Origin of the sequence: Bacillus cereus group sp. BfR-BA-01524 (assembly GCF_022662595.1) — a bacterium.
Lineage (GTDB): Bacteria > Bacillota > Bacilli > Bacillales > Bacillaceae_G > Bacillus_A > Bacillus_A thuringiensis_S.
Genome location: NZ_JAKUDW010000064.1, coordinates 1 through 19,459, shown reverse-complemented (window position 1 = coordinate 19,459; position 19,459 = coordinate 1). Strand labels below are relative to the sequence as shown.

Sequence of the window (19,459 nt, the reverse complement as noted above, 5' to 3'; positions counted from 1 at the left end):
TATCTTGTTTTTTCACAATGCAAATTGTTTCTCACTACGATTTCCCATACATATAAAGCATAAAGGCAAGTGCGATTAGAGAACCCCCCAGAGATTAGTCGTACATGATACGAGCCCTTAAAATAAAATTCTGCTAGGAATTTTTGCTCTATATTCTCTTTTATTTTATTTGTGATAGTTGATTAACAACACTATCTAAAAATTTTTCTACCTTTTCTTTTGATGTATCCGGCGTATGATAACCAATCGTAAATGTAAGTCTTCCATTAAAAGAGCTTGCTCCCATTGAAAAGAATGGTGCATACATAATAGGTGATGTCATATACCCGTCCTCAGCTTGAATTTCACCAAACTGAATAGATTCATCAGCGATCACTCCCAAATTTGTCAGTAATGGCAACGCCATTCCCATCTGTATAGCCTGTTCATATTGCTGATTAAACATTTCCTTCACTGTAGATAGCTTCATTTCTGCCAGTAGCTCCATTCCTGCTGCTGAAGAAAGACCTGGATTTTGAGACTTTATTTTATCCATTGATTGTTTAACTCGAACAAGAGTCTGATTAAATGTTTCATCGTCTTCCATTTTAATCACTGGCATTTCCATACCGGATAGGTTGCAAATAGCACCAGTTGTAGAATTAGGCAGGTATCGACGTAAATCAATTGTCAAACCGATCATTTTTTCTGCGATGCGAGGTTCTGCATACACAGTGAAATGTGATAAAGCTCGGAAGTATGCAGTCATGATTACATCATTCAAGGTAGCCTGTTGCGCTTTTGTCCATTGGGTTAAACGTAGAGTTTGATCATGGCTCAACCGCCGTACGGACATTTGTGGGAATTTATTTTTGTTAGGTTGAGATGGAAAAGACCATAACGATGCCTGGTGTTCTTGATTAGGACGATACGCTCTTTTTATGTCCGTTACTCCAGCATATTTGAATACATGTGATTGATCTCGACAACTCTCATTTCCCTCACCAAATTCCTTTATAATTTGCTTCTTAGATCGCCCCAATGAAAGGTGAGTATATATTGTTCCAAGCAATTTAATATATTCCTTGACTCCTGTACCATCTGAACATAGATGAGATAATTTCACAACTAACATATCTGTTGTAGTGCCCCGTAATAACTTCGTTTGAACCATAGGCCCCTGAATACGATCACCAGGTTCCTTAATAAAATCTATTGCCATTATTTCAAGTTCTTGATTATTTCCTTCTGCAAAAAAGCAAATAGATGAGTTAGTGTCAGATGAATGTTCCTCCCAGTAAGGAATATCATTTTCTACAAACCGGCTGTTCAAAACTGGCTGCAATTGTAACGTTATCCTTACTGTTTCTTCAAGTATTTCCTTTGATATACCTACAGGAAAATAAAGAACTGCATTAATTTGTTGATCTGCAGAATAAAGACCTAATACATAATTCATTCGATCTTGAGGTGTTACTGAATACTTTCTTTGCTCCATAATTCCGTCCCCCTTTAGGACTTTTGTATAACCCTATTTTCCATATGCTTGTAACTTTTCTAGCCATTTTTCTTCAAGAGCTAACAACGCTTATTTTTCGAATTTTTTAACGCAATCATCTTCTCCGTATTGGTTTCATTCTTTTTGCAGGTGATACATCCATTATTTCATTGTTATTACCATTTCCTATTTACTTCAATAAAACTAAACGAAAATAAATTTAGTTTACATATACACAAACATTTTATGATAATGTCTATGAATTATCAATACGGCAAATAAATCATTTTTATGTCTATCAATAAAAAACAATATATTCAAGGGCCACTTCATAATAAAAGGTTGATGGGCATGTATATGTACCCATATCGCTATCAAAATAAGAATGAGAATTTTCGCAACAAAAATATGCTGCAGATATTGATTTTATAGTAAAAAAAGCCCCTCCATTTTGAAAATGTGCAATCAAAATGAGTAGGGCTATTTCCGGTTTAAATTTTATAAAAGAATGATTATCATAAATAATATTTTATTTTTTAGTCTACCGTATTATTTTCAATCTATTTTCCTAATAAACAAATAATTGGATTTTATTCTTATAATTTGAGATGGTATCGTTGGTTTTTAAAAATAGAAAGCTTATTTTCAAATCAAATGAAAAAGAGTTGAAATTATAGATATTCATGTAGAAATTTCATTTTGGGGATACTTAAAAATCTTAAGTTGATGGGCATGTGACGCTACCCCATCGCCATCAAGCTAAGTTTATACAACGTCAATTATAGTAGAGGTTATTTCTTTTTTCTAAAGGGCCAGTGTAGGTGATTGAAAGATTTGCATACGAAATAAACCCTAATGGGTTTATTTTTTTGAATTAAGCCGCTTGATTATCAGACATAGTACAATTGTAAACGACACCTAAAATATCAAAGACTGTTTTCTTCTCATATCTGTGAGATTTTCGCCCGTTTTGATGCAGGAGATTGAATAGGCGAAGTAGAATCTTTGATAGCTCTTGGGTGTCTTTCTGTATAGCTTGGAAAAGAAGTAGAAAATAATCTTTAATCATATACATGGCCTTATATTCACTCAGTTCTCGTTTCTTTTTTATAAGAAGTAATTGCCGCATTTGAAACATGATAGAAGAACAGAGTAGAATGGCTATCAATTGTCCATATAAATGGCACTCCCATCTTTCTTGTTTTATCTTTTTACACTGATGAATTTGAAAGAATGATTTCCACGTTTTAAATAAAATTTCAATTTGCCAACGCAAAGAGTACCAATCATGTACTTGTCCCATCGGGACAATATCTGTCGGCGTGTTTGTCATATATACATTGATACCACTGAGTCGTTTACTACGAGAAGAATACTTCATTCCTTTCTTTTTTTCCCTCACAGTTTGATCTTGTAATCGTTTTTGTTGTTGTTCTTTTGTTAGCCGATGAACAATGACACGAGTTGGTACTTTATCAATCATTCCTACATAAGCGTCAGGTATTTCGCATGTTTGTCCCGGTTGAAGTGAGTTCATTAAAACCTCCATATCTATCTGGATATACTCTGTACCTTTCTTGATTCTTCCATCTTGAAAATAATTAGGGCTGGGATTTTTTTGATAAATACGTGTATTAGATTTAATACGCGAGATATAGTAAGCATTTTCATTTTGTATATGCTGAAGATCTTTCAAGTGAAAATAACCTAAATCACGGATACATAAATCATTCGCTGTCACAGTTGGGACACACAGAGAACCATAGGTTCGATCATGTTGTTTACCTGGACCTGTATGAATATGTAAGAACTGTCCACTTAATAGGTCATACTCAAGCTGAATCTTCACCCCCGCTGTATGACTGCACCCTCCTGCACCTGGATAAACAGATGAAAATACATCAGGAAGTTGAAATGCAGTTGAATCTAGGATACGAATACGCTTGAAATTAGAAGTGTAAGGAGAAGAGAGCAGCTTGGTTGAAGATAACTTTTGGCTGAGAAGTTCAGCTAGCACTTGGTGTAGAAATCGCACGGCCTCCCTATTAAATCGTTGATTCAGTCCTTCAGGACTGATAAGAACTTCTGTTGATACTTCTAAACAGCTACATAACTGAGTTAAAGAGGTTTTAGCAACATTTTGACTCATCCATACACATAAAGCTACTAAATCTTTTGCTTGGTACTTACTGGTCCGTTGTACAAAACCAACATCTCTAGCAAGATTTCTTAAAAAATTTGGAGATAAGAAATTTTGAATTTCTTGAGCAAATAGTTGTAATTCATCAGATACAGAAATAGACATACAAAAACGCCACCCTTTCCTATAATGATACAGCAAGGATAGCGTATTTTTTGCTTTATGTATAAGAAAAACTAGATTGAAAGAGATTTGTTTTGATCTCTAGTACACCAATTAATCAAAAATAAAATAATTCTTCAAATTTTTTATCTAGCGCTATACAGAGTACTAATGCTAACTTTGCAGTTGGACAAAATTGTCCTGTTTCAATAGAACTAATTGTTTGTCTAGATACTCCTACCATTTCAGCTAATTCTCCCTGTGATATTTTTTTCTCAGCTCTTGCTACTTTCAAACGATTTTGCAGTACTAATTCATCTTTCAATTATCATCCCTCCAGAAAGAAAACTATGGCACTTGCAATTGTACTCGTTATAGCTAAAATGCTTGCAATAAGAAATTTTTGTTCTTTTAACTTTCTAAACTTATAAAAGCTTGTACTAGCTATATAACCAGAAAAAATTGAAATTAATTCGTAACTTTTAATACCATGCATCAATTTCCAAGAACCGAAAAATAGGACTAAAACAAGTACAGCTATTAAGCCGTAACTGGATGAATCTAATTCTATAAGTTCTTTACGTTCATCTCTCCCCATTTTTTTGTATTTTCTTAATATCTCTTCTTTTTGCATAATTTGTAACCACCCCTTATTAATTATTATGTTTATTGTACAGTTTTATTATCATTATGACAAGTTAACTTGTCATAATGATAATAAAACTTGTCCTTCAAGTGTAGAGAAATACAATTGGCAAAGATATAAAATTTTCATTATGGGGGCAATTAAGAAGCTTAGCTTGATAGCGATGTGACGCTACCCCATAAGCTATATTTTTTAAATAAATTATCTTAAACTCAATGTTTTTTTCGCAAATTTATTGTTACAATATAAATTGTAACGGTTACATAAAGTTAAATAAGACTTGTGGTATTAAGTCAAGTATATGATTGATAAAAGCTAGAGAAGAATTTCTAAAAAAGAGCGCAGGAAACTAAACCTTAGGAATACACAGAACGTTAGTTCGTATTTTTAGGTAGGAAACATGAATGTTTGTTCATATCCCTAAAGCCGCCTTGAAAGGATATCAAAAGCAGTAGTTAGCTCTTGATTTACACGCTCCTTTATGGCAGGTAGAGTTGGTGGTTGCGTAGTAGCACATCCACCAGACGCACTAGTTTTCTCGCTGTTAAGACAAGGGCTCTTTTATGTTTGTATTTCGGAACTTCATCATATTTCTTTAAATAATAAGTACGGTAAGTAGCTTCACGAAGTTGTACAGAGTTGGCAGCTTCAACCATGTAATAACGAAGATACTGGTTTCCCGTTCGTGTCATGGGTGTTCGTTCCGATTCAAAATCGGTCTTATCTTCTTCAAAGAGTTTTTATACCGATGGATGGCTTTTGGATTTTGTACGACCACTTCCACGTCTAAAGCCCTCAAATCCTTATCTTCCGTTAGGAACATGGAAGGATGGAAACTATAGACGGAAGTAGATTCCATGCCAATGACAATTTTTTCATAGTTGTACAACTGGTGAAAATGGAGAACATCCTCCTTAATGGCGTTGGCACCATTCACATCGTTTGAAAGACAAATTTCTTTCAAAACAGTGTCATGACTGTCAAGAAAACATACATCAAGTTTTTCAGAGCTTACATCAATAGCTACGAATAATCTCAAAGAAAGGACCTCCTTTCTTTGAATAGTATTTGGAATGAGCTTGGATACTGTGGGATCTCCCTAGAGTCCAAAACATAGCCACAACCTCGCGTATGAGTATTCAATGATTGCCTTCACCTAAGCTGCCCTCCCACCACTATGAGAGGTAAGTGAAGGAAACCGATACAGCTTGTGCGTATGCAGTGCATTTTGGTCTGGGTCACAGTCTTTTAACGTGGTCGAACTACAGGAGGAGTAAGCATATTCCCGATGGATCCATTTCCATACTTCCATTATCTAGAGAAATCCCCCAGTATCCAAGACTAAATTTTACCCATACATCATTTTTTTGATGTAGCTCTTGAAGATAAAAACTATTTAATTTTCAAGGAACAGTTATTAACTTAAAACTTATTATACGAGGAGGGTGTATCATGAAAAAAATATGCTTTGTATTAATTGTCGACGCTGGTATAAATTATGGTTCAATATTTTCTCTACCATTTTTAAGGAATCAGGATGATTTGAAGGAATATTTTTCTAAGTATTATGATGTTTCAATTAATTATATTAGGGATAAAAACTCAGTTGACTATTTGGTAGTTCCCAAACCGTGTCCAGCTTTTGATAATGAAAATAATCTTCCAATAATTGAAGTACCAGCAATCTTATTTATGGAAAAGAATTTTGAAAAAATAAAGACTTATATAGACAATTATTTTTCTAATAACTCATAAAGAAAATAAAAGTACAGTAAAAAGAAGTCCGATAAAAAACGAGTGGTGTAGAATATTTCTATTAATCATTCGTTTTTTATTATATTTACATATATTTTTTAAAAGAGGATTATAGACGTTCTGAAAAAATTAATTATAACAAGAACAGTGTTCGTGCTACTATCTACGGTTATTTTTTGGGTTCTGGTGCAAAGATAAAATAAAAGAGAATATAGCGCATATATTTCGAGCGGAATTGTATTTTATGCTGTTAGCCCAAACAATTGATGGATGAATTCTTTCTGATTTTGGACAGACTGGTCCCGTAAATCAATCTGTTCTTTTTTAATCATATGCATGGCTTCAACACCACTCAATATAGAAGTTGCAGTTTTAAATGACTTAAACCCCAACATAGGATGCACACGTTTCTTAATAAAACGATGATCTTGTTCCACTATATTATTGAGATATCTAACTTGTCTTAGCTTTATGCCTTCAGGCATATGTTTTTCTTCTTTCAACGCTTGAATTGCTACAGGATAGGCAGGGTTCTTATCTATTGTTATCACGCGAGGTTTAGAAACGTACGAAAAAGTCCGGGCTTTCTTGAAAAAACACTTGGCGGCTTGTTTATCTCTTGATTTACTTAGATAAAAATCAATGGTATTCCCTTCTGAATCAACGGCACGATATAAATACATCCATTGCCCTTTTACTTTAATATAGGTTTCATCGACTCTCCATGAATCATTTGTTGATTTTAGATGATGTCGTACTTTCTCTTCTAGTTGAGGTCCATATTGATGAACCCAGCGCATAATCGTTGTGTGAGCAATGGATAATCCTCTTTCCTCCATCATTTCCACCAGGTTACGGAAGCTCAAATTGTACCTTAGGTACCACCTTACTGTTAATAAGATTAGTTCCGGCTGATAATGCTTCCATTTGAACAAATTTCTCTTTTCCATACCGATCACACACCTTTTTTAGAGTAATACTATCAGTATGTCCAAGTTTAGGAGATTACTGGCAAGAGCTTTAGAGTTTTTGCACCAGAACCTATTTTGGTTCTGGTGCAAAAAATAATGTCATTGTGTACACTGAAATTATGCATAAAAAGTACGTCACTCTTTCTCGTTAATATAAAAGAATAGTAACGTGCTTTTAACTTTAAAAATAGCCTAAATGCTTAAGTTGATGGCGATGTGGCGTTACCCTTTAAAAACTTTATAAGATCATAAAATTTATAGATATAGCAGATTCTCTTTATTAATAAAATAAATCATTTGTATGTACGTTTACTCACGCACATACAAATGATTTATAAAGCCACAATTAAATGAAAACATCTTTTCTGTTACGATAACATCATAGCCATGTCTTCTGCTGCATTTGTAATCAGTTTTAAACCGAATGTTTCTTGTAATACATCAAGTACGCCAGGTGAAATAAATTCAGGAGCCTTTGGACCGATGCGAATATCTTGAATCCCAAGACTAAATAGCCCTAGTAAAATAGCAACCGCTTTTTGTTCAAACCATGATAGGACAATACTTACTGGCAATTCATTCACTTCACATTGAAAAGCATCAGCTAAAGCAGCCGCTATTTTCACTGTAGAAATTGAATTATTGCACTGTCCTAAATCAATGTAACGCGGAATTTCCGTACCAGGTACAACACCGTAATCCACATCATTAAAGCGGAATTTCCCGCAAGAAGTTGTTAAAATAACCGTTTCTGGCGGAAGTGACGTTGCTAATTCACGATAATATTCTCCGCCTTTTCCCGGTGCATCACAACCGGCGATAACAAAGAAACGCTTTATTTTCCCTTCTTTTACTGCGTCAATAATTTCTGGAGCTAATGATAATACTGTATTATGATGAAACCCTGTCACTAACTGTTCATCCGACTCCATATGTACTTCTGGAAGTTCTAGCGTTTTTTGAATTAATGGTGTAAAATCATCATTTTCAATTTTTTGTACACCTTCTAAACCTGCAATATCATATGAAAAGAATCGATCAGAGTATGATCCTTTAATTGGCATAACACAGTTCGTTGTAGCTAATATGGCACCAGTAAATTTTTCAAAAAGGCGTCTTTGATCATACCATGCCTTACCGATGTTTCCTTTTAAATGTTTATATTTTTTCAGCTGCGGGTATCCGTGTGCTGGTAGCATTTCAGAATGTGTATAAATATTAATGTCTTTTCCTTCTGTTTGCTTTAATAGTTCTTCTAATGCAAATAAATTATGGCCCGTAACTACAATTGCTTTACCTTCTACACGATTTTGTGTAATTTGGACAGGTTCTGGCACACCAAAATGATTCGTATGTGCCTCATCCAATAACTCCATCACCTGTAAAGCTGATTTCCCAACTTTCATAGCCATATCAATATGCTCTTGTTCGTTAAAATTAGAATTTGTTAATGTCATATATAAAGCTTCTTGTGTTGTAGCATCTACAAATGCATCCGTATACCCTAGCTGAGCAGCATGAGTACGATAAGCCGCAATTCCTTTTAACCCAAACACAATCGTATCTTGTAAACTAGCAATCGTTTCATTCTTGCCACACACACCCATTACTTTGCATCCACCTGTTGGCGTTTGTTCACATTGATAACAAAACATATCATCCCACCCTCTCCCAATCATTCATTACACCTTAAGCATAATACCCATTGAAAAAAAGTGATGTGATATCAATCACAATAATATATAAAGATTTGTGACAGTTCATATTGTTGACATAATATTTTTGTTGACACTAAAAAACACATTAGTGTGCACACACCTTTCGATACTTTTAAATAGCTAAATAATTAATTTGGAGAAATATATACAAAGAAAAAATTTTTTTGAATCCCTTATACAAATAGTTGCAATTCATCACATATGAAAATAGACATACAAATACGCTATTCTTTCTATCATTCAATAGAAAGAGAATAGCGTATTTTTTATTTTAAGGAACTATCATTTTTTTATTAAAGCCTTTATTGTAAACCTCTTTATTTACAATACATTTACACTATCTTAACATTACTTACATTATTTATATGATATATTTATATAGAAGCTACTTAAGAAATTTCATATACATTTTATCTTTATGATCTCTAATCTAATCAATAAAAAGATCATGTTATATTTTTATAACAGGGGTGAATTACGATGACTGAAACTTTAAAAACACTTATAATGCTTGATGCTACTTACGTTGTTATTGCAATTATGACAGTACTAGTATTTGTATACTTGGAATTAAAATCTCAGTAATATATGCTGGCGTAATCGACAGATTCAGCATTTAAATATAGTTAGAAGAAAGAGAGGAGAAAATTATTTCTCCTCTCTTTTGTATTTCTACAATTTCTTATTTTAATAAATCCAATGTATGTAAAAGTAATCCCTTGTCTCCTACTTCTCCATGACCAGGTACTACCGAATTTATATTTCCATATCGCTTCAGCACATTCTCAATCGATGTAGACCATTCATTTACGTACGCATCCGCAACATTTCCTAAATCTTTAGCTTCCGCAGATTTTACTAAACAGCCTCCAGCTAAAATTTGATATTGTGGCAACCAAACAACAATATTATCTTCTGTATGTCCTTTCCCTGGATAGAACGCTTCTACTTTTGTATTGCCAAACTTCAAACTCGTAATTGTTTGTAAATCTCCAAGCGGCTCTTCATATCCACTTTTCTTTGCTAGTTCTGCGGTTAATGCTGTACTATGCGCTTTAATGCCTCTTTCTTTCAACGCTGTTATTCCGCCAATTCGATCAGCGTGCGCATGTGTAATAATGACATCCGTTACGCACTTCTGAAATTTCTTTTCTACCATTTCTATTAGTTCCTTCGTTAATTTATCATCCCAAGAAGAATCAACAAGTACTAAACCTTTAGAAGTATTAAGAACTAGACCGTTCGAAGGAACTGCTTCTCCATTAAAATAACCTAACTCCGTATGAACCCATACATTCTTGTTTAACTGAGATATTGAAATGGTTCCCGTCTCATTTTTTATTACTTTTTGCTCTACCTTTTGTGATGCTTGTACAGAAGAAATCGCGCTAACAAATTGAGTTGTTCCTAGTAAACTTACACATAATCCTACTTTTAACAACGTATTCTTTTTCATGTTATCAACCCTTTCTTTCAAGCTAAATAGTTATTACCTATATTAGACAATTCATCTCAAATGTTTGTTCCATCTTCATTTGCATACTTTTATGTAATTAACAAAAAAGCGTACAAAATTTTGTACGCTTTAAAACTTAATCTTCCATTCCATAATTCTCAAACTCTTCCTCATTCCCATAAAACACATTCAAATCAATATACTTTTCGTTTCCATTATAACCGCTTAATCTCCCGCCGTTCGTGTATTGCCAAAACGTCCATTTTCTCTCATCAGATAAACTCGGTTTTGTAAGAACACTACGAATCCATATATCACATTTTGGATACGCACCCTTTATATATAAATCATACGCCTCTTGCGTCGCATACAATATTACTTTCTTACCGTAATGCTTTTCTAGCATTTCAATCATGACCGACAACTCTTTCGTAACATCTTCACGCTTAGGCGGATTATCTTTTTTGTTAGCGTAAAACTCAACATCAATTACGGGTGGCAGTGCTTGTTTATATTTTGGAACAGTTCGTATAAATTGCTCTGCTTGTGTTTCACCCTTACTATCGAAACTAAAAAAATGATACGCTCCGATGCGCATATCTGTCTTATTCGCATTCGTCCAATTTTTCGAAAAGTACTCATCCACAAACGAGCTTCCTTCAGTCGCCTTTATAAACGCAAACTTCATATTTTGCTTTTCCAACTCTCTCCAATCTATATCCCCTTGATACGATGCGACATCTACACCTTTTATTTCATACTTATCAGCACTTATTTGATTCGGAATGAATATGCCTTGAAAAACTAAGTAAACGATAACACTTATTACACTAATTAAGGTAAATATTCCTCCTATAAAAAGCTTTTTTTTCATTCATATCACCCATTTTTACAAATTAAAATTCTACTTACCATTCACGTTTTTTATTAATTTTCATTTTTTCTTCAAACGCCTTCTCTAAATCAATATTTAATTTATTTGCTAAATCACATACATTCCAAATTACATCAAACATTTCTAAACCGATCTCTCTTTTCGCATCTTGTATTGTATCACGCTTTAATATGACTTCCGCTAATTCACCTAATTCCGCTATCGTATATATCGTACGCTCTTCAATTGTTGTGTCTTGAAATCCTTTTTTTTACTGAAATTTGATACATACCTCTGAAATTCCACAATATTCATACTTAATCTCCCCTCATTACAAATACTCCATTTTTCTATTACCCTTAAAATCAAAATTGCATTTTGTTAAATTATAACATTCAGACTATAATTTATTTATAGCCTATTAACGGAGGTGTTTTCAATGACTCTCTTCGCTTCCCCATCATTATTCATAGTGGCAATCCTTTCATTTGCACTAGCTTATTTCATTGGAGTAAAACAATACACTTGGCTCTTATCAGGATTCAACGAACGCCGCGTGCCTGATAAAGTGAAGTTATCAAAAATAGTTGGTCTTTATAATTTAGTTGCTGGTGTCATTGCCACAATCGGTAGTGTCTTCACTACTCCTAATGTCACAATCGTTATTCCTATCATTATAATTGGACACTTTATTATCGCCGCTTATGTAAATACACGCATGGTGCAGTGAAAAAAGATCACCCAAATGGATGATCTTTTTTATAATTTATCAACATATTGCTTCGCTTCTAGTAAGGAAAAACCAAAAGCTTCTCTTACTCTCTTAACTGCTGTAATTTTTTTGCCTTCTTCTACAAGCTGACGTAGTTCTTTATTAATTTCAGGTTCTCTTTCTATAATTCCCATTTCTTTCGTAATTAATTGTAATCTATCTTCAATTCTCTTTAAACGCGCATCATTTTTCTTTTCAATTGTAGTTAATTTTTCAGCGATATAAATGAAACCAAAGGCTACTATCGGTATAACCATCCAGAATTCCATGAATGTTCCCCCTTACTAACTTTCATTTGTTTTATCTCACTAACTTATGTAAATTTTACCACATAACACATATAATGTATAATATCACTATATCAAACTGTTAATAAAACCTATTATTTTAGGGGGACACTTTATGAAAAGATTTTTATATACGTTACTTCAATTTGTAGTTCTTTCAATCGTGCTACATTTATTATTTGATATAGTGGGTTGGCTGGTTTTCAATGCACCAATTAAAAACAAACAAATCATTATTTCTTTAATAACAACCTCATGGGTTATGTACATGTACCGCGATAAATTTTTTCAAAAGTTCACTTCAAACTAACTAAAAGAGAAAACACTTCATTGGTGAATGACGGAGTGTTTTCTTTTTTTACTACTGTATAATAAAATTAATATTCTGTTTTTAAAGGAAGGAGTCACCATGAACTTAAAAAGTAGCAATATATACGAGAAAATGAACCAATATTCCGTTGTAGGTTTAAGCCTCGCTGTTATACGTAATGGCAAACTAGATGAAGCGACTGCCTTTGGAACACTTGAATTTGAAATAACTAGAGCCGTTACTACAAATTCTCTCTTTAATTCTTGTTCTATCAGCAAATTCATCACTACAATGCTCGTACTAACATTATCAGAGCAAGGTATCGTGCATTTAGATGAAGACGTAAATGATAAACTCACATCTTGGAACATTCCTACTAATCTATTTACTTCACAAAAAAGCATCACTTTGAGAAACTTATTAAGCCATCAATCTGGACTCATTGATCCACCTAATAGTTTTGAACATTATACACCTGCAAAAGGATTACCTAATATGTCTAAGCTCCTTTCCGGTAAAACACTATATTGCCCTGTACCTATAGAGGTAGCTTATAAACCAGAAAGTGAATTTCATTACTCGGACGCAAACTTTTGTATAATCGAACTACTACTAGAAGATATTACAGGAAAATCATTTAGTCAGTTATTAGAAGAACATATCTTCCAGCCACTACAAATGAAAAATAGTACGCTCTTCTCTCCAAAAGACATAGATAAAACCGATGTTTTTGCTTGCGGTCATAATAAAGATGGAACTGTAACAAATGAGAGATTTCCATTTTATCCATTCGCAGCTGCTTCAGGTATTTGGACAACACCAACTGACTTATCAACTTTAGTAATTGAAATCATTCATTCCTTACAAGGAAAGGGCAAACTAAAACTTTCTCAAAAATTAGTACTAGACATGATTTCTCCTCAAGGTTGTTCAAAATGGACTGGATTAGGTGTTTTTCTAGATGATTCTAATGAAGAATTACAGATTTATTCACTCGGATGGGGCGTTGGATTTCAATGTATGATGGTTTGTTATCCATACTGCGGGAATGGCGCTGTTATTATGACCAATTCCGATTTAGGTGTTCATCAAATGGAAGGGATCATTGGTGAGGTTGTAAAAACGTTATCCTTATAATGAAAATAAAGAAGCTGTTCCTTCCAGCTTCTTTATCTATATAACATTTTTCGCAACAATTTTTATATGTTCTGGTGCGATAATTTCCGTTATACTTTCCTGGAAATCTTCATGTAACATTTCTTCCAAATGTTCTAACTGCACTTCAACATGAGTGCATTCTAAATTATGTATATTTAATAGTGCATAATGATCTTTTTTCTTAATTACTAAATATTGATTTTCCTCTGTCACAAGTACAGAACCTAATCGGACTCCTAGTAAGCGTTGATCATCAAACTTCATAATTACTTCTCCTTCCCTCATATAAACGAAACTACAATTAAAATAATTACATTTATGGAAAAAAACACTTATTTTGACTATATCATAATTTACTAAAATATAAATATCATTTTTCCTTTTAATAAAGTGAAACTTTAATCAGTGGAGGCCTTACTGCCCGTTAATGTGGGATGAAAATCCCTATTTTTTCATATATTTCGATACAAAAAACTTTCTCAACATAAAATTAGAATTTTCAGTTTTTATTTTTATGAAAATCTATTATAATAAAGTTAATAAATGTTTGACCTCTCCTAATTCATGTACATATGGATGATCAGTAGTTATTGCTACTGATCTATTTTTTTGATTTCAGAAAGCAAATATGCTGCATCCTTTCCTACACCACAAATAAGTGCGGAACCCCTTTGAGATTGCCATGGTAAACCGATATAATACAATCCTTTTACTGGACTGATTCCCTTTATATGATTAGGAAATCCTTTCTCATTCACTGCCTGTTCAATTTCAATCCAATTATAATTTTGAACAAAACCAGTTGACCATATAACGCTTTCTGCACTATAAATATCACCATTCTGAAACATAATGTTATTTCCTGATGCACTTACTGCTTTTTCTTGCAGTTTAATTGCTCCATTACGAATAAGTTTCTTACCTTCAAAACCGAAAATAGGGTCCTTTCTCTTCTGAAACCATCTTCCCCTCTTTGTATTTATTTCAGCATACAATAAACCCACTTTTTCTAGCAGATTAAAAATACTTTTTCCAAAAAGTTGTAACGGTAAAAACGTTAAAGGATGACTAATAGACACCGTAACTTCATGCGTTTTTGCAAGTTCTACTGCGATTTGCATTCCTGAATTTCCGCCCCCTACTACAAGTACCTTCCCCTGTGGAATTTGCGATAATGATTTATATTGTGATGAATGTATTTGAAAAATATGTGGTGAAAGATTTTCTGAAAGCGAGGGAATAAATGGATGCTGAAAACCACCTGATGCGATAATAACTTTTTTCGTTTGTAAAATTTCTGTAGGAGTGTGTAATTCAAATATTTCTTTTTCTTTCTTTATCTTTAAAACTTCCGTTTGCAATTGTACCGGTAATTGAAAATGTATTGTATATTCTTCTAAATAAGTTGCAATTTCATCTTTATATGGAAATTCATTTTTTTCACCTATTAACACCATACCCGGTAAGCTACTGTATGACCTTGGGGTAAAAAGCTGCAAAGAATCATATCTATTTCTCCATGAATCACCAATTCGGTTTCCTGCCTCGAGTAATAAAAAATTATATCCTGCCTGCTTCAAGTAGTATCCTATGTTCAATCCCGCTTGACCAGCTCCAACAATGATTGCATCTAACATCTTTTCCCTCCTCCTTACAACAAATGAATATATGCTCATTTGTTCATGTATTTTATCATACGATTTATTTTTCAATAATTCAATCTGTTTAACAACATGAAAAAGAGCAGTTCACTACTTTATGAACTACTCTTCATTCCATTTACCACGTAACTACACTACTTAACCCATGAATATTTGTATATGAAGCCTTTCTACTCCGACAATTTTCCCTCATAAAATATAATTCTATTTAAAAACGGATCAATCACAGTTAATTCGCTTGTCCCCCAAGGTGTTATTTCTATATCAGGCTTCGAATAAGCATATTCTTTACTTGATAATACAGCATGATAAGCCTTTACATTATCTATTTTGACCCGAATTGCACCACCTGGTGAAGCATCCCCATGATGCTCAGATAAATGTATCACAGTATCATCTAACGAAATTTGTATATATAATGGCATATTTTCCTCATACCGATGTTCCCAATCCAGTTTAAAACCTAAAAAATTCAAGTAAAATAACTGAGCCTTTTCAACATCAAAAATTCTAAATATAGGTGTAATCATTTATAACTTCATCTCCTATTTATAAACATCCGCAGCCAATTCCCTCAAAACTTCTACATTCACTACTTCAAAACAACCATTGTTTTTCTTGATTATATTTTTATCACAAAAGAGATTCAAAGTACGTAATAAATGCCGATAACTCGTTCCTAACAATTCCGCTATTTCCGTTAAATTCCCACTAAACACAATTCTATTTTCATGCTGAACTGCTCGTTCCCCTGCTGCTAACATGTAACTCGCAAGTCTATTTTCAAGCGGATACAATAAATTAATTGTACTGTTTTTTGAAAGTCGGTTTAATTTATGTGCTAATGATCCGCAAATACATCTTAAAAATTTCGCATCATGAAATAGCTTATTTCTCACTTTTCCTAAAGGTAACCCCACACAATACGAATCTGCCATCACTTGTACGTTTGAAGTGATTCTTTGAGAATGAATTAACTCCACATCTCCAAGTAACTGCAAACTATCGTAAAAACATAATAATACCGATTTCCCGTTACTTAATGTGTTAAACGCTTTCGCTTTTCCTTCAACAAAGAAATATAAATAATCTATCTCTTCATTTTCTCTACAAATAAACTCATTCTTTTTAAAAAATATAAGTTCCATATATGGCTTCATATCATTACTAAAAAATGAATCAATATTATTTTGCTTCATATACTCTGCTAATTTAATAGAATTACATACTTTCTTCATAGTCCCCCACCTTTACAACTCATCCCCATTGTAATCAAAATTTTCTTCTTCCACTATGACATATGTCATAACAATACACAATTTCAGCATGATACAGTCATTACAAATATGAAATATAAAGGGGATATTACATTGTATAACTTTCTTTCTGTCTTTATTGGTGTGCTCATCGCCGTTATGCTTCCATTGAATGGAATTTTATCCGAGTTAATTGGGAAGTATACAGCAAGCGTTGTCATTCACCTTGTCGGTTTAATTGCAGTTATTTTCATTTTAATCTTAAACAAACATAAAATTCATTTCGATAAAAGTATTCCGCTTTTTTTATATAGCGCTGGAGCAATTGGAGTATTCACTGTTCTTTTTAATAATATAAGTTTCTCCGTCCTCGGTGCCTCTATTACAATCGCATTAAGTTTACTCGGTCAATCTATTGCTTCCATCGTTATTGATCATTTCGGCTTATTAGGAATGAAAGTTGCAAAGTTTGAAAAGAAGAAACTAGTTGGATTAGCATTCATTTCTTCTGGGATTATTATCATGACAATTTATTAATGGGGGACGAAAATATGTTATATATTACTATCGCTATTTTAGCTGGTGTTTCTATCGTTGTTGCTAGAATTATTAATGCGAATTTAGCAAAGGAAATTGGAAACTGGGAAGGCACGTTTTTCAATTATATTACTGGATTATTTTTCTCTATGTTATTTTTAATTTTCAGTTCAGATTCATTGTATATACCTATTCATACGTTGCAATCTATTCCTATCGCCGTGTATTTAGGCGGATTAGTAGGCGTTATCGTTATTTCATTATCCAACTATATTACTCCTAAAATATCAGCCTTTTATTTAACATTACTCATCTTTATCGGACAATTATTTGCGGGGACTATTATTGATTTCTTCCTGACAAATGAACTCTCAATCGGTAAAGTTATCGGTGGCATTTTCGTATTAATTGGGCTCACTTACAATTTACTCATAGATCGCCCGATAAAAACTGTGAAGCATAACCAAGTTCAACTATAATACTTTACGCTTACCTATCATATATTAATAGAAAAGCTCTTCACACGAAGTAATAGAGAGGAGAAAATCCTATTAAAAAAATTATTTTATTGCTAGGTAGCGTATTAATTATTTCTGGAATTGTATGGTTTGTAAACTCGGGAAAATCTATTCAAGATCTCTATACTGCAAATCAACCGAAAAGGAAAGCTACTATTATTTCAAGCTCACGAGACCCAAATGAGCCCCCTGTTTTTTTAGGAAAACAGGAAATAAAAGATATACATGTAGAATCAATTAAAACAAAAAAGGATATCTTTCTCACAAAAACAGATGAATTAAAAACGTTTATTACGAGTATGAATACCGCAAAAAAAGGAAAATTAACATTGGATGAGGAAGGAGCAGATTTAATAGATTGTGATATGTGGGTTACATTCGAAGATGGAACTTATAAAAAATATTTCATATGGGTAGTTGATCATCACAATAGCGAAGTGATGATTGCGCAACAAGATACTCCTGATGATGTAAACCTTACGTATTACCAATTAAATGAAGACAATTCGAAAAAAGTATATAACTTATTCAAAAAAATTATTTAAACGAAAAAGTCATGAGCACGCGAGCTCATGACTTTTTGCACTATATATACTCAGGGAACACTCTACAACCCTTTTCCTGCTCTATATCATGGCCAAAGAAAACAATCGGTTTCTCTTTCGTCACAACTTCTTTTAAACGTTTAATTGAAGATAAAGCTAATTCTGGATCAAATCCTGCGAACGGCACTTCATCTTCAAAATTCTCTTTCGTGTACGATGCGTCAATCGTTAATAAAACTGGACCGGATTGCTCCGTCTCAATGAATAACGACTGATGGCCTGGAGAATGCCCTGGCGTATACAGTAATTGAACACCGGGTACCACTTCATAATCCCCTTCAATAATTTTGTAGTTCAAATGCAGTAATATACATTCGTCCATATATTCTTCTCTATGAAGTGCTGCCTCATATTCCGTTCGTTGTACAATAATCGGTGTATTTGTAAAAGCACCGTTTCCTCCTGCATGATCAAAATGTAAGTGAGAACTAATAATATATAGAAGGTCTTCTGGCTCATACCCTACACGCTTTAAAATATTGACAATTCTATCTTCTTCAGTCATTTTCGGTAAGATCTGTCCCTCAACAAATGTACCGTTAAAAAGCCCTTCATTATTAACTGCACTTTCTGGCATACCAGTGTCTACTAAAATAGGACCTTCTTCCGTCTCCAAAAGATAACACCAAACCGGCAAGTCTAATAGTTTCCCTGGAGTTAAAGTACCGTTAACAGACGAATGATCCAACATACAACGACCTGCTGGGATGAAATAAAGTTTCTTTACTGTCATTATGTATCCACCTTTACATTTAGTTTGGGATAAAGTAATACAGTAAAAAATTCTTCTTTTTAGAAATAAACTCCTTCTAGACTATCAGTACAGCTTACATAAAAATGAAACATTAACACCGATTAACGCTGAAAACTTAAAGAAAGCACATGCACTACTTGAAAGCGGGCACACCATTGGGAAAATCGTATTAGAGAGATTTTAATCATGATAGTGACAGATAGTATGTGAAACTATATTAACGATTTTTCGAATATATCTATCATAACGTACAATATATCAACGATTTTTCAAATATATCTATCATAAATCAAATTATATCAACGATTCGTCAAGGTATATCGATTTATCGACAAATAGCAACAATAAGAAAAGGCTGTTCCAGATGAACAGCCTTTTCTTTATTTACTTGAAATCTCTTTA

Annotated in this window: 22 protein-coding genes and 2 pseudogenes; 7 read left to right on the top strand and 17 right to left on the bottom strand. The window is 33.3% G+C overall.

The annotated features are described in order from the left end of the window. Positions 1-160: 160 nt before the first annotated feature. From MR170_RS20880 to MR170_RS32730, 6 genes and pseudogenes are all read right to left on the bottom strand, one after another. Positions 161-1,477, bottom strand: a complete 1,317-nt coding sequence (locus MR170_RS20880) for a condensation domain-containing protein (RefSeq protein ID WP_242309110.1) — start codon at positions 1,475-1,477, stop codon at positions 161-163. Positions 1,478-2,351: 874 nt separating this feature from the next. Next, positions 2,352-3,782, bottom strand: a complete 1,431-nt coding sequence (locus MR170_RS20875; protein ID WP_242309108.1) for an IS4 family transposase — start codon at positions 3,780-3,782, stop codon at positions 2,352-2,354. A gap of 115 nt (positions 3,783-3,897) precedes the next feature. Then, positions 3,898-4,104, bottom strand: a complete 207-nt coding sequence (locus tag MR170_RS20870; RefSeq protein WP_000651002.1) for a helix-turn-helix transcriptional regulator — start codon at positions 4,102-4,104, stop codon at positions 3,898-3,900. 3 nt (positions 4,105-4,107) lie between these two features. Next, positions 4,108-4,413: a DUF6442 family protein gene (locus MR170_RS20865; RefSeq protein ID WP_242309106.1), complete on the bottom strand. Its 306-nt coding sequence runs from the start codon at positions 4,411-4,413 to the stop codon at positions 4,108-4,110. Positions 4,414-4,904: 491 nt separating this feature from the next. Further along, a pseudogene (locus MR170_RS32735) lies at positions 4,905-5,105 on the bottom strand (IS110 family transposase); the annotation flags it as partial. 8 nt (positions 5,106-5,113) lie between these two features. Then, positions 5,114-5,464 carry an IS110 family transposase gene (locus MR170_RS32730; protein WP_481746786.1) on the bottom strand — a complete coding sequence of 117 codons (351 nt, stop codon included), beginning with the start codon at positions 5,462-5,464 and terminating at the stop codon, positions 5,114-5,116. Positions 5,465-5,877: 413 nt separating this feature from the next. Between MR170_RS32730 and MR170_RS20855 the strand changes: the two genes are divergently transcribed. Then, complete coding sequence (locus MR170_RS20855) at positions 5,878-6,180, top strand: hypothetical protein (protein WP_000717611.1); 303 nt, start codon at positions 5,878-5,880, stop codon at positions 6,178-6,180. Positions 6,181-6,422: 242 nt separating this feature from the next. Here MR170_RS20855 and MR170_RS20850 read toward each other — a convergent pair whose 3' ends face one another. The 5 genes and pseudogenes from MR170_RS20850 to MR170_RS20830 all read right to left on the bottom strand — a co-directional run bounded on the left by MR170_RS20850 (position 6,423) and on the right by MR170_RS20830 (position 11,514). After that, positions 6,423-7,130 (bottom strand): IS6 family transposase, encoded by a 708-nt coding sequence (locus MR170_RS20850; RefSeq protein WP_043315327.1) that lies wholly within the window; start codon positions 7,128-7,130, stop codon positions 6,423-6,425. Between the two features lie 389 nt (positions 7,131-7,519). Further along, a complete protein-coding gene (gene hcp, locus MR170_RS20845) occupies positions 7,520-8,806 on the bottom strand; it encodes a hydroxylamine reductase (RefSeq protein ID WP_016080816.1) in 1,287 nt (428 codons plus the stop codon). Between the two features lie 745 nt (positions 8,807-9,551). Further along, entirely contained in the window at positions 9,552-10,325 is a 774-nt protein-coding gene (bla2, locus tag MR170_RS20840; RefSeq protein WP_242309104.1) for a BcII family subclass B1 metallo-beta-lactamase, read from the bottom strand. A 136-nt stretch (positions 10,326-10,461) separates the two neighbouring features. Beyond that, complete coding sequence (locus tag MR170_RS20835) at positions 10,462-11,199, bottom strand: glycoside hydrolase family 25 protein (RefSeq protein WP_242309102.1); 738 nt, start codon at positions 11,197-11,199, stop codon at positions 10,462-10,464. A 34-nt stretch (positions 11,200-11,233) separates the two neighbouring features. Next, a pseudogene (locus tag MR170_RS20830) lies at positions 11,234-11,514 on the bottom strand (MazG nucleotide pyrophosphohydrolase domain-containing protein). A gap of 124 nt (positions 11,515-11,638) precedes the next feature. Between MR170_RS20830 and MR170_RS20825 the strand changes: the two are divergent. Further along, positions 11,639-11,929 (top strand): DUF3784 domain-containing protein, encoded by a 291-nt coding sequence (locus MR170_RS20825; protein ID WP_000171769.1) that lies wholly within the window; start codon positions 11,639-11,641, stop codon positions 11,927-11,929. Positions 11,930-11,958: 29 nt separating this feature from the next. Here MR170_RS20825 and MR170_RS20820 read toward each other — a convergent pair whose 3' ends face one another. Beyond that, entirely contained in the window at positions 11,959-12,240 is a 282-nt protein-coding gene (locus tag MR170_RS20820) for a hypothetical protein (protein ID WP_000397728.1), read from the bottom strand. 133 nt (positions 12,241-12,373) lie between these two features. Here MR170_RS20820 and MR170_RS20815 point away from each other — a divergent pair, with 133 nt between their 5' ends. Next, positions 12,374-12,568: a hypothetical protein gene (locus MR170_RS20815; RefSeq protein ID WP_016080811.1), complete on the top strand. Its 195-nt coding sequence runs from the start codon at positions 12,374-12,376 to the stop codon at positions 12,566-12,568. Positions 12,569-12,667: 99 nt separating this feature from the next. Beyond that, positions 12,668-13,705, top strand: a complete 1,038-nt coding sequence (locus tag MR170_RS20810; RefSeq protein ID WP_242309101.1) for a serine hydrolase domain-containing protein — start codon at positions 12,668-12,670, stop codon at positions 13,703-13,705. Positions 13,706-13,741: 36 nt separating this feature from the next. Here MR170_RS20810 and MR170_RS20805 read toward each other — a convergent pair whose 3' ends face one another. The 4 genes from MR170_RS20805 to yeiL all read right to left on the bottom strand — a co-directional run bounded on the left by MR170_RS20805 (position 13,742) and on the right by yeiL (position 16,625). After that, positions 13,742-13,990, bottom strand: a complete 249-nt coding sequence (locus tag MR170_RS20805; protein ID WP_000666947.1) for a hypothetical protein — start codon at positions 13,988-13,990, stop codon at positions 13,742-13,744. Between the two features lie 329 nt (positions 13,991-14,319). Further along, a complete protein-coding gene (locus MR170_RS20800) occupies positions 14,320-15,363 on the bottom strand; it encodes a flavin-containing monooxygenase (RefSeq protein ID WP_242309098.1) in 1,044 nt (347 codons plus the stop codon). 194 nt (positions 15,364-15,557) lie between these two features. Continuing rightward, positions 15,558-15,917: a glyoxalase superfamily protein gene (locus MR170_RS20795; RefSeq protein ID WP_043936317.1), complete on the bottom strand. Its 360-nt coding sequence runs from the start codon at positions 15,915-15,917 to the stop codon at positions 15,558-15,560. 15 nt (positions 15,918-15,932) lie between these two features. Next, a complete protein-coding gene (gene yeiL / locus MR170_RS20790; protein WP_016080807.1) occupies positions 15,933-16,625 on the bottom strand; it encodes a transcriptional regulator YeiL in 693 nt (230 codons plus the stop codon). Positions 16,626-16,733: 108 nt separating this feature from the next. Here yeiL and MR170_RS20785 point away from each other — a divergent pair, with 108 nt between their 5' ends. The 3 genes from MR170_RS20785 to MR170_RS20775 all read left to right on the top strand — a co-directional run bounded on the left by MR170_RS20785 (position 16,734) and on the right by MR170_RS20775 (position 18,243). Beyond that, complete coding sequence (locus MR170_RS20785; RefSeq protein ID WP_015000769.1) at positions 16,734-17,180, top strand: DMT family transporter; 447 nt, start codon at positions 16,734-16,736, stop codon at positions 17,178-17,180. A gap of 14 nt (positions 17,181-17,194) precedes the next feature. Beyond that, positions 17,195-17,659 (top strand): DMT family transporter, encoded by a 465-nt coding sequence (locus tag MR170_RS20780; protein WP_000965812.1) that lies wholly within the window; start codon positions 17,195-17,197, stop codon positions 17,657-17,659. An 89-nt stretch (positions 17,660-17,748) separates the two neighbouring features. Next, positions 17,749-18,243, top strand: coding sequence for a hypothetical protein (locus tag MR170_RS20775; protein WP_242309095.1), 495 nt, complete (start codon positions 17,749-17,751; stop codon positions 18,241-18,243). Between the two features lie 40 nt (positions 18,244-18,283). On the opposite strand, the gene aiiA is transcribed toward MR170_RS20775, so the two are convergent. Beyond that, positions 18,284-19,036 carry a quorum-quenching N-acyl homoserine lactonase AiiA gene (aiiA, locus tag MR170_RS20770; RefSeq protein WP_242309093.1) on the bottom strand — a complete coding sequence of 251 codons (753 nt, stop codon included), beginning with the start codon at positions 19,034-19,036 and terminating at the stop codon, positions 18,284-18,286. Positions 19,037-19,459: the final 423 nt, after the last annotated feature.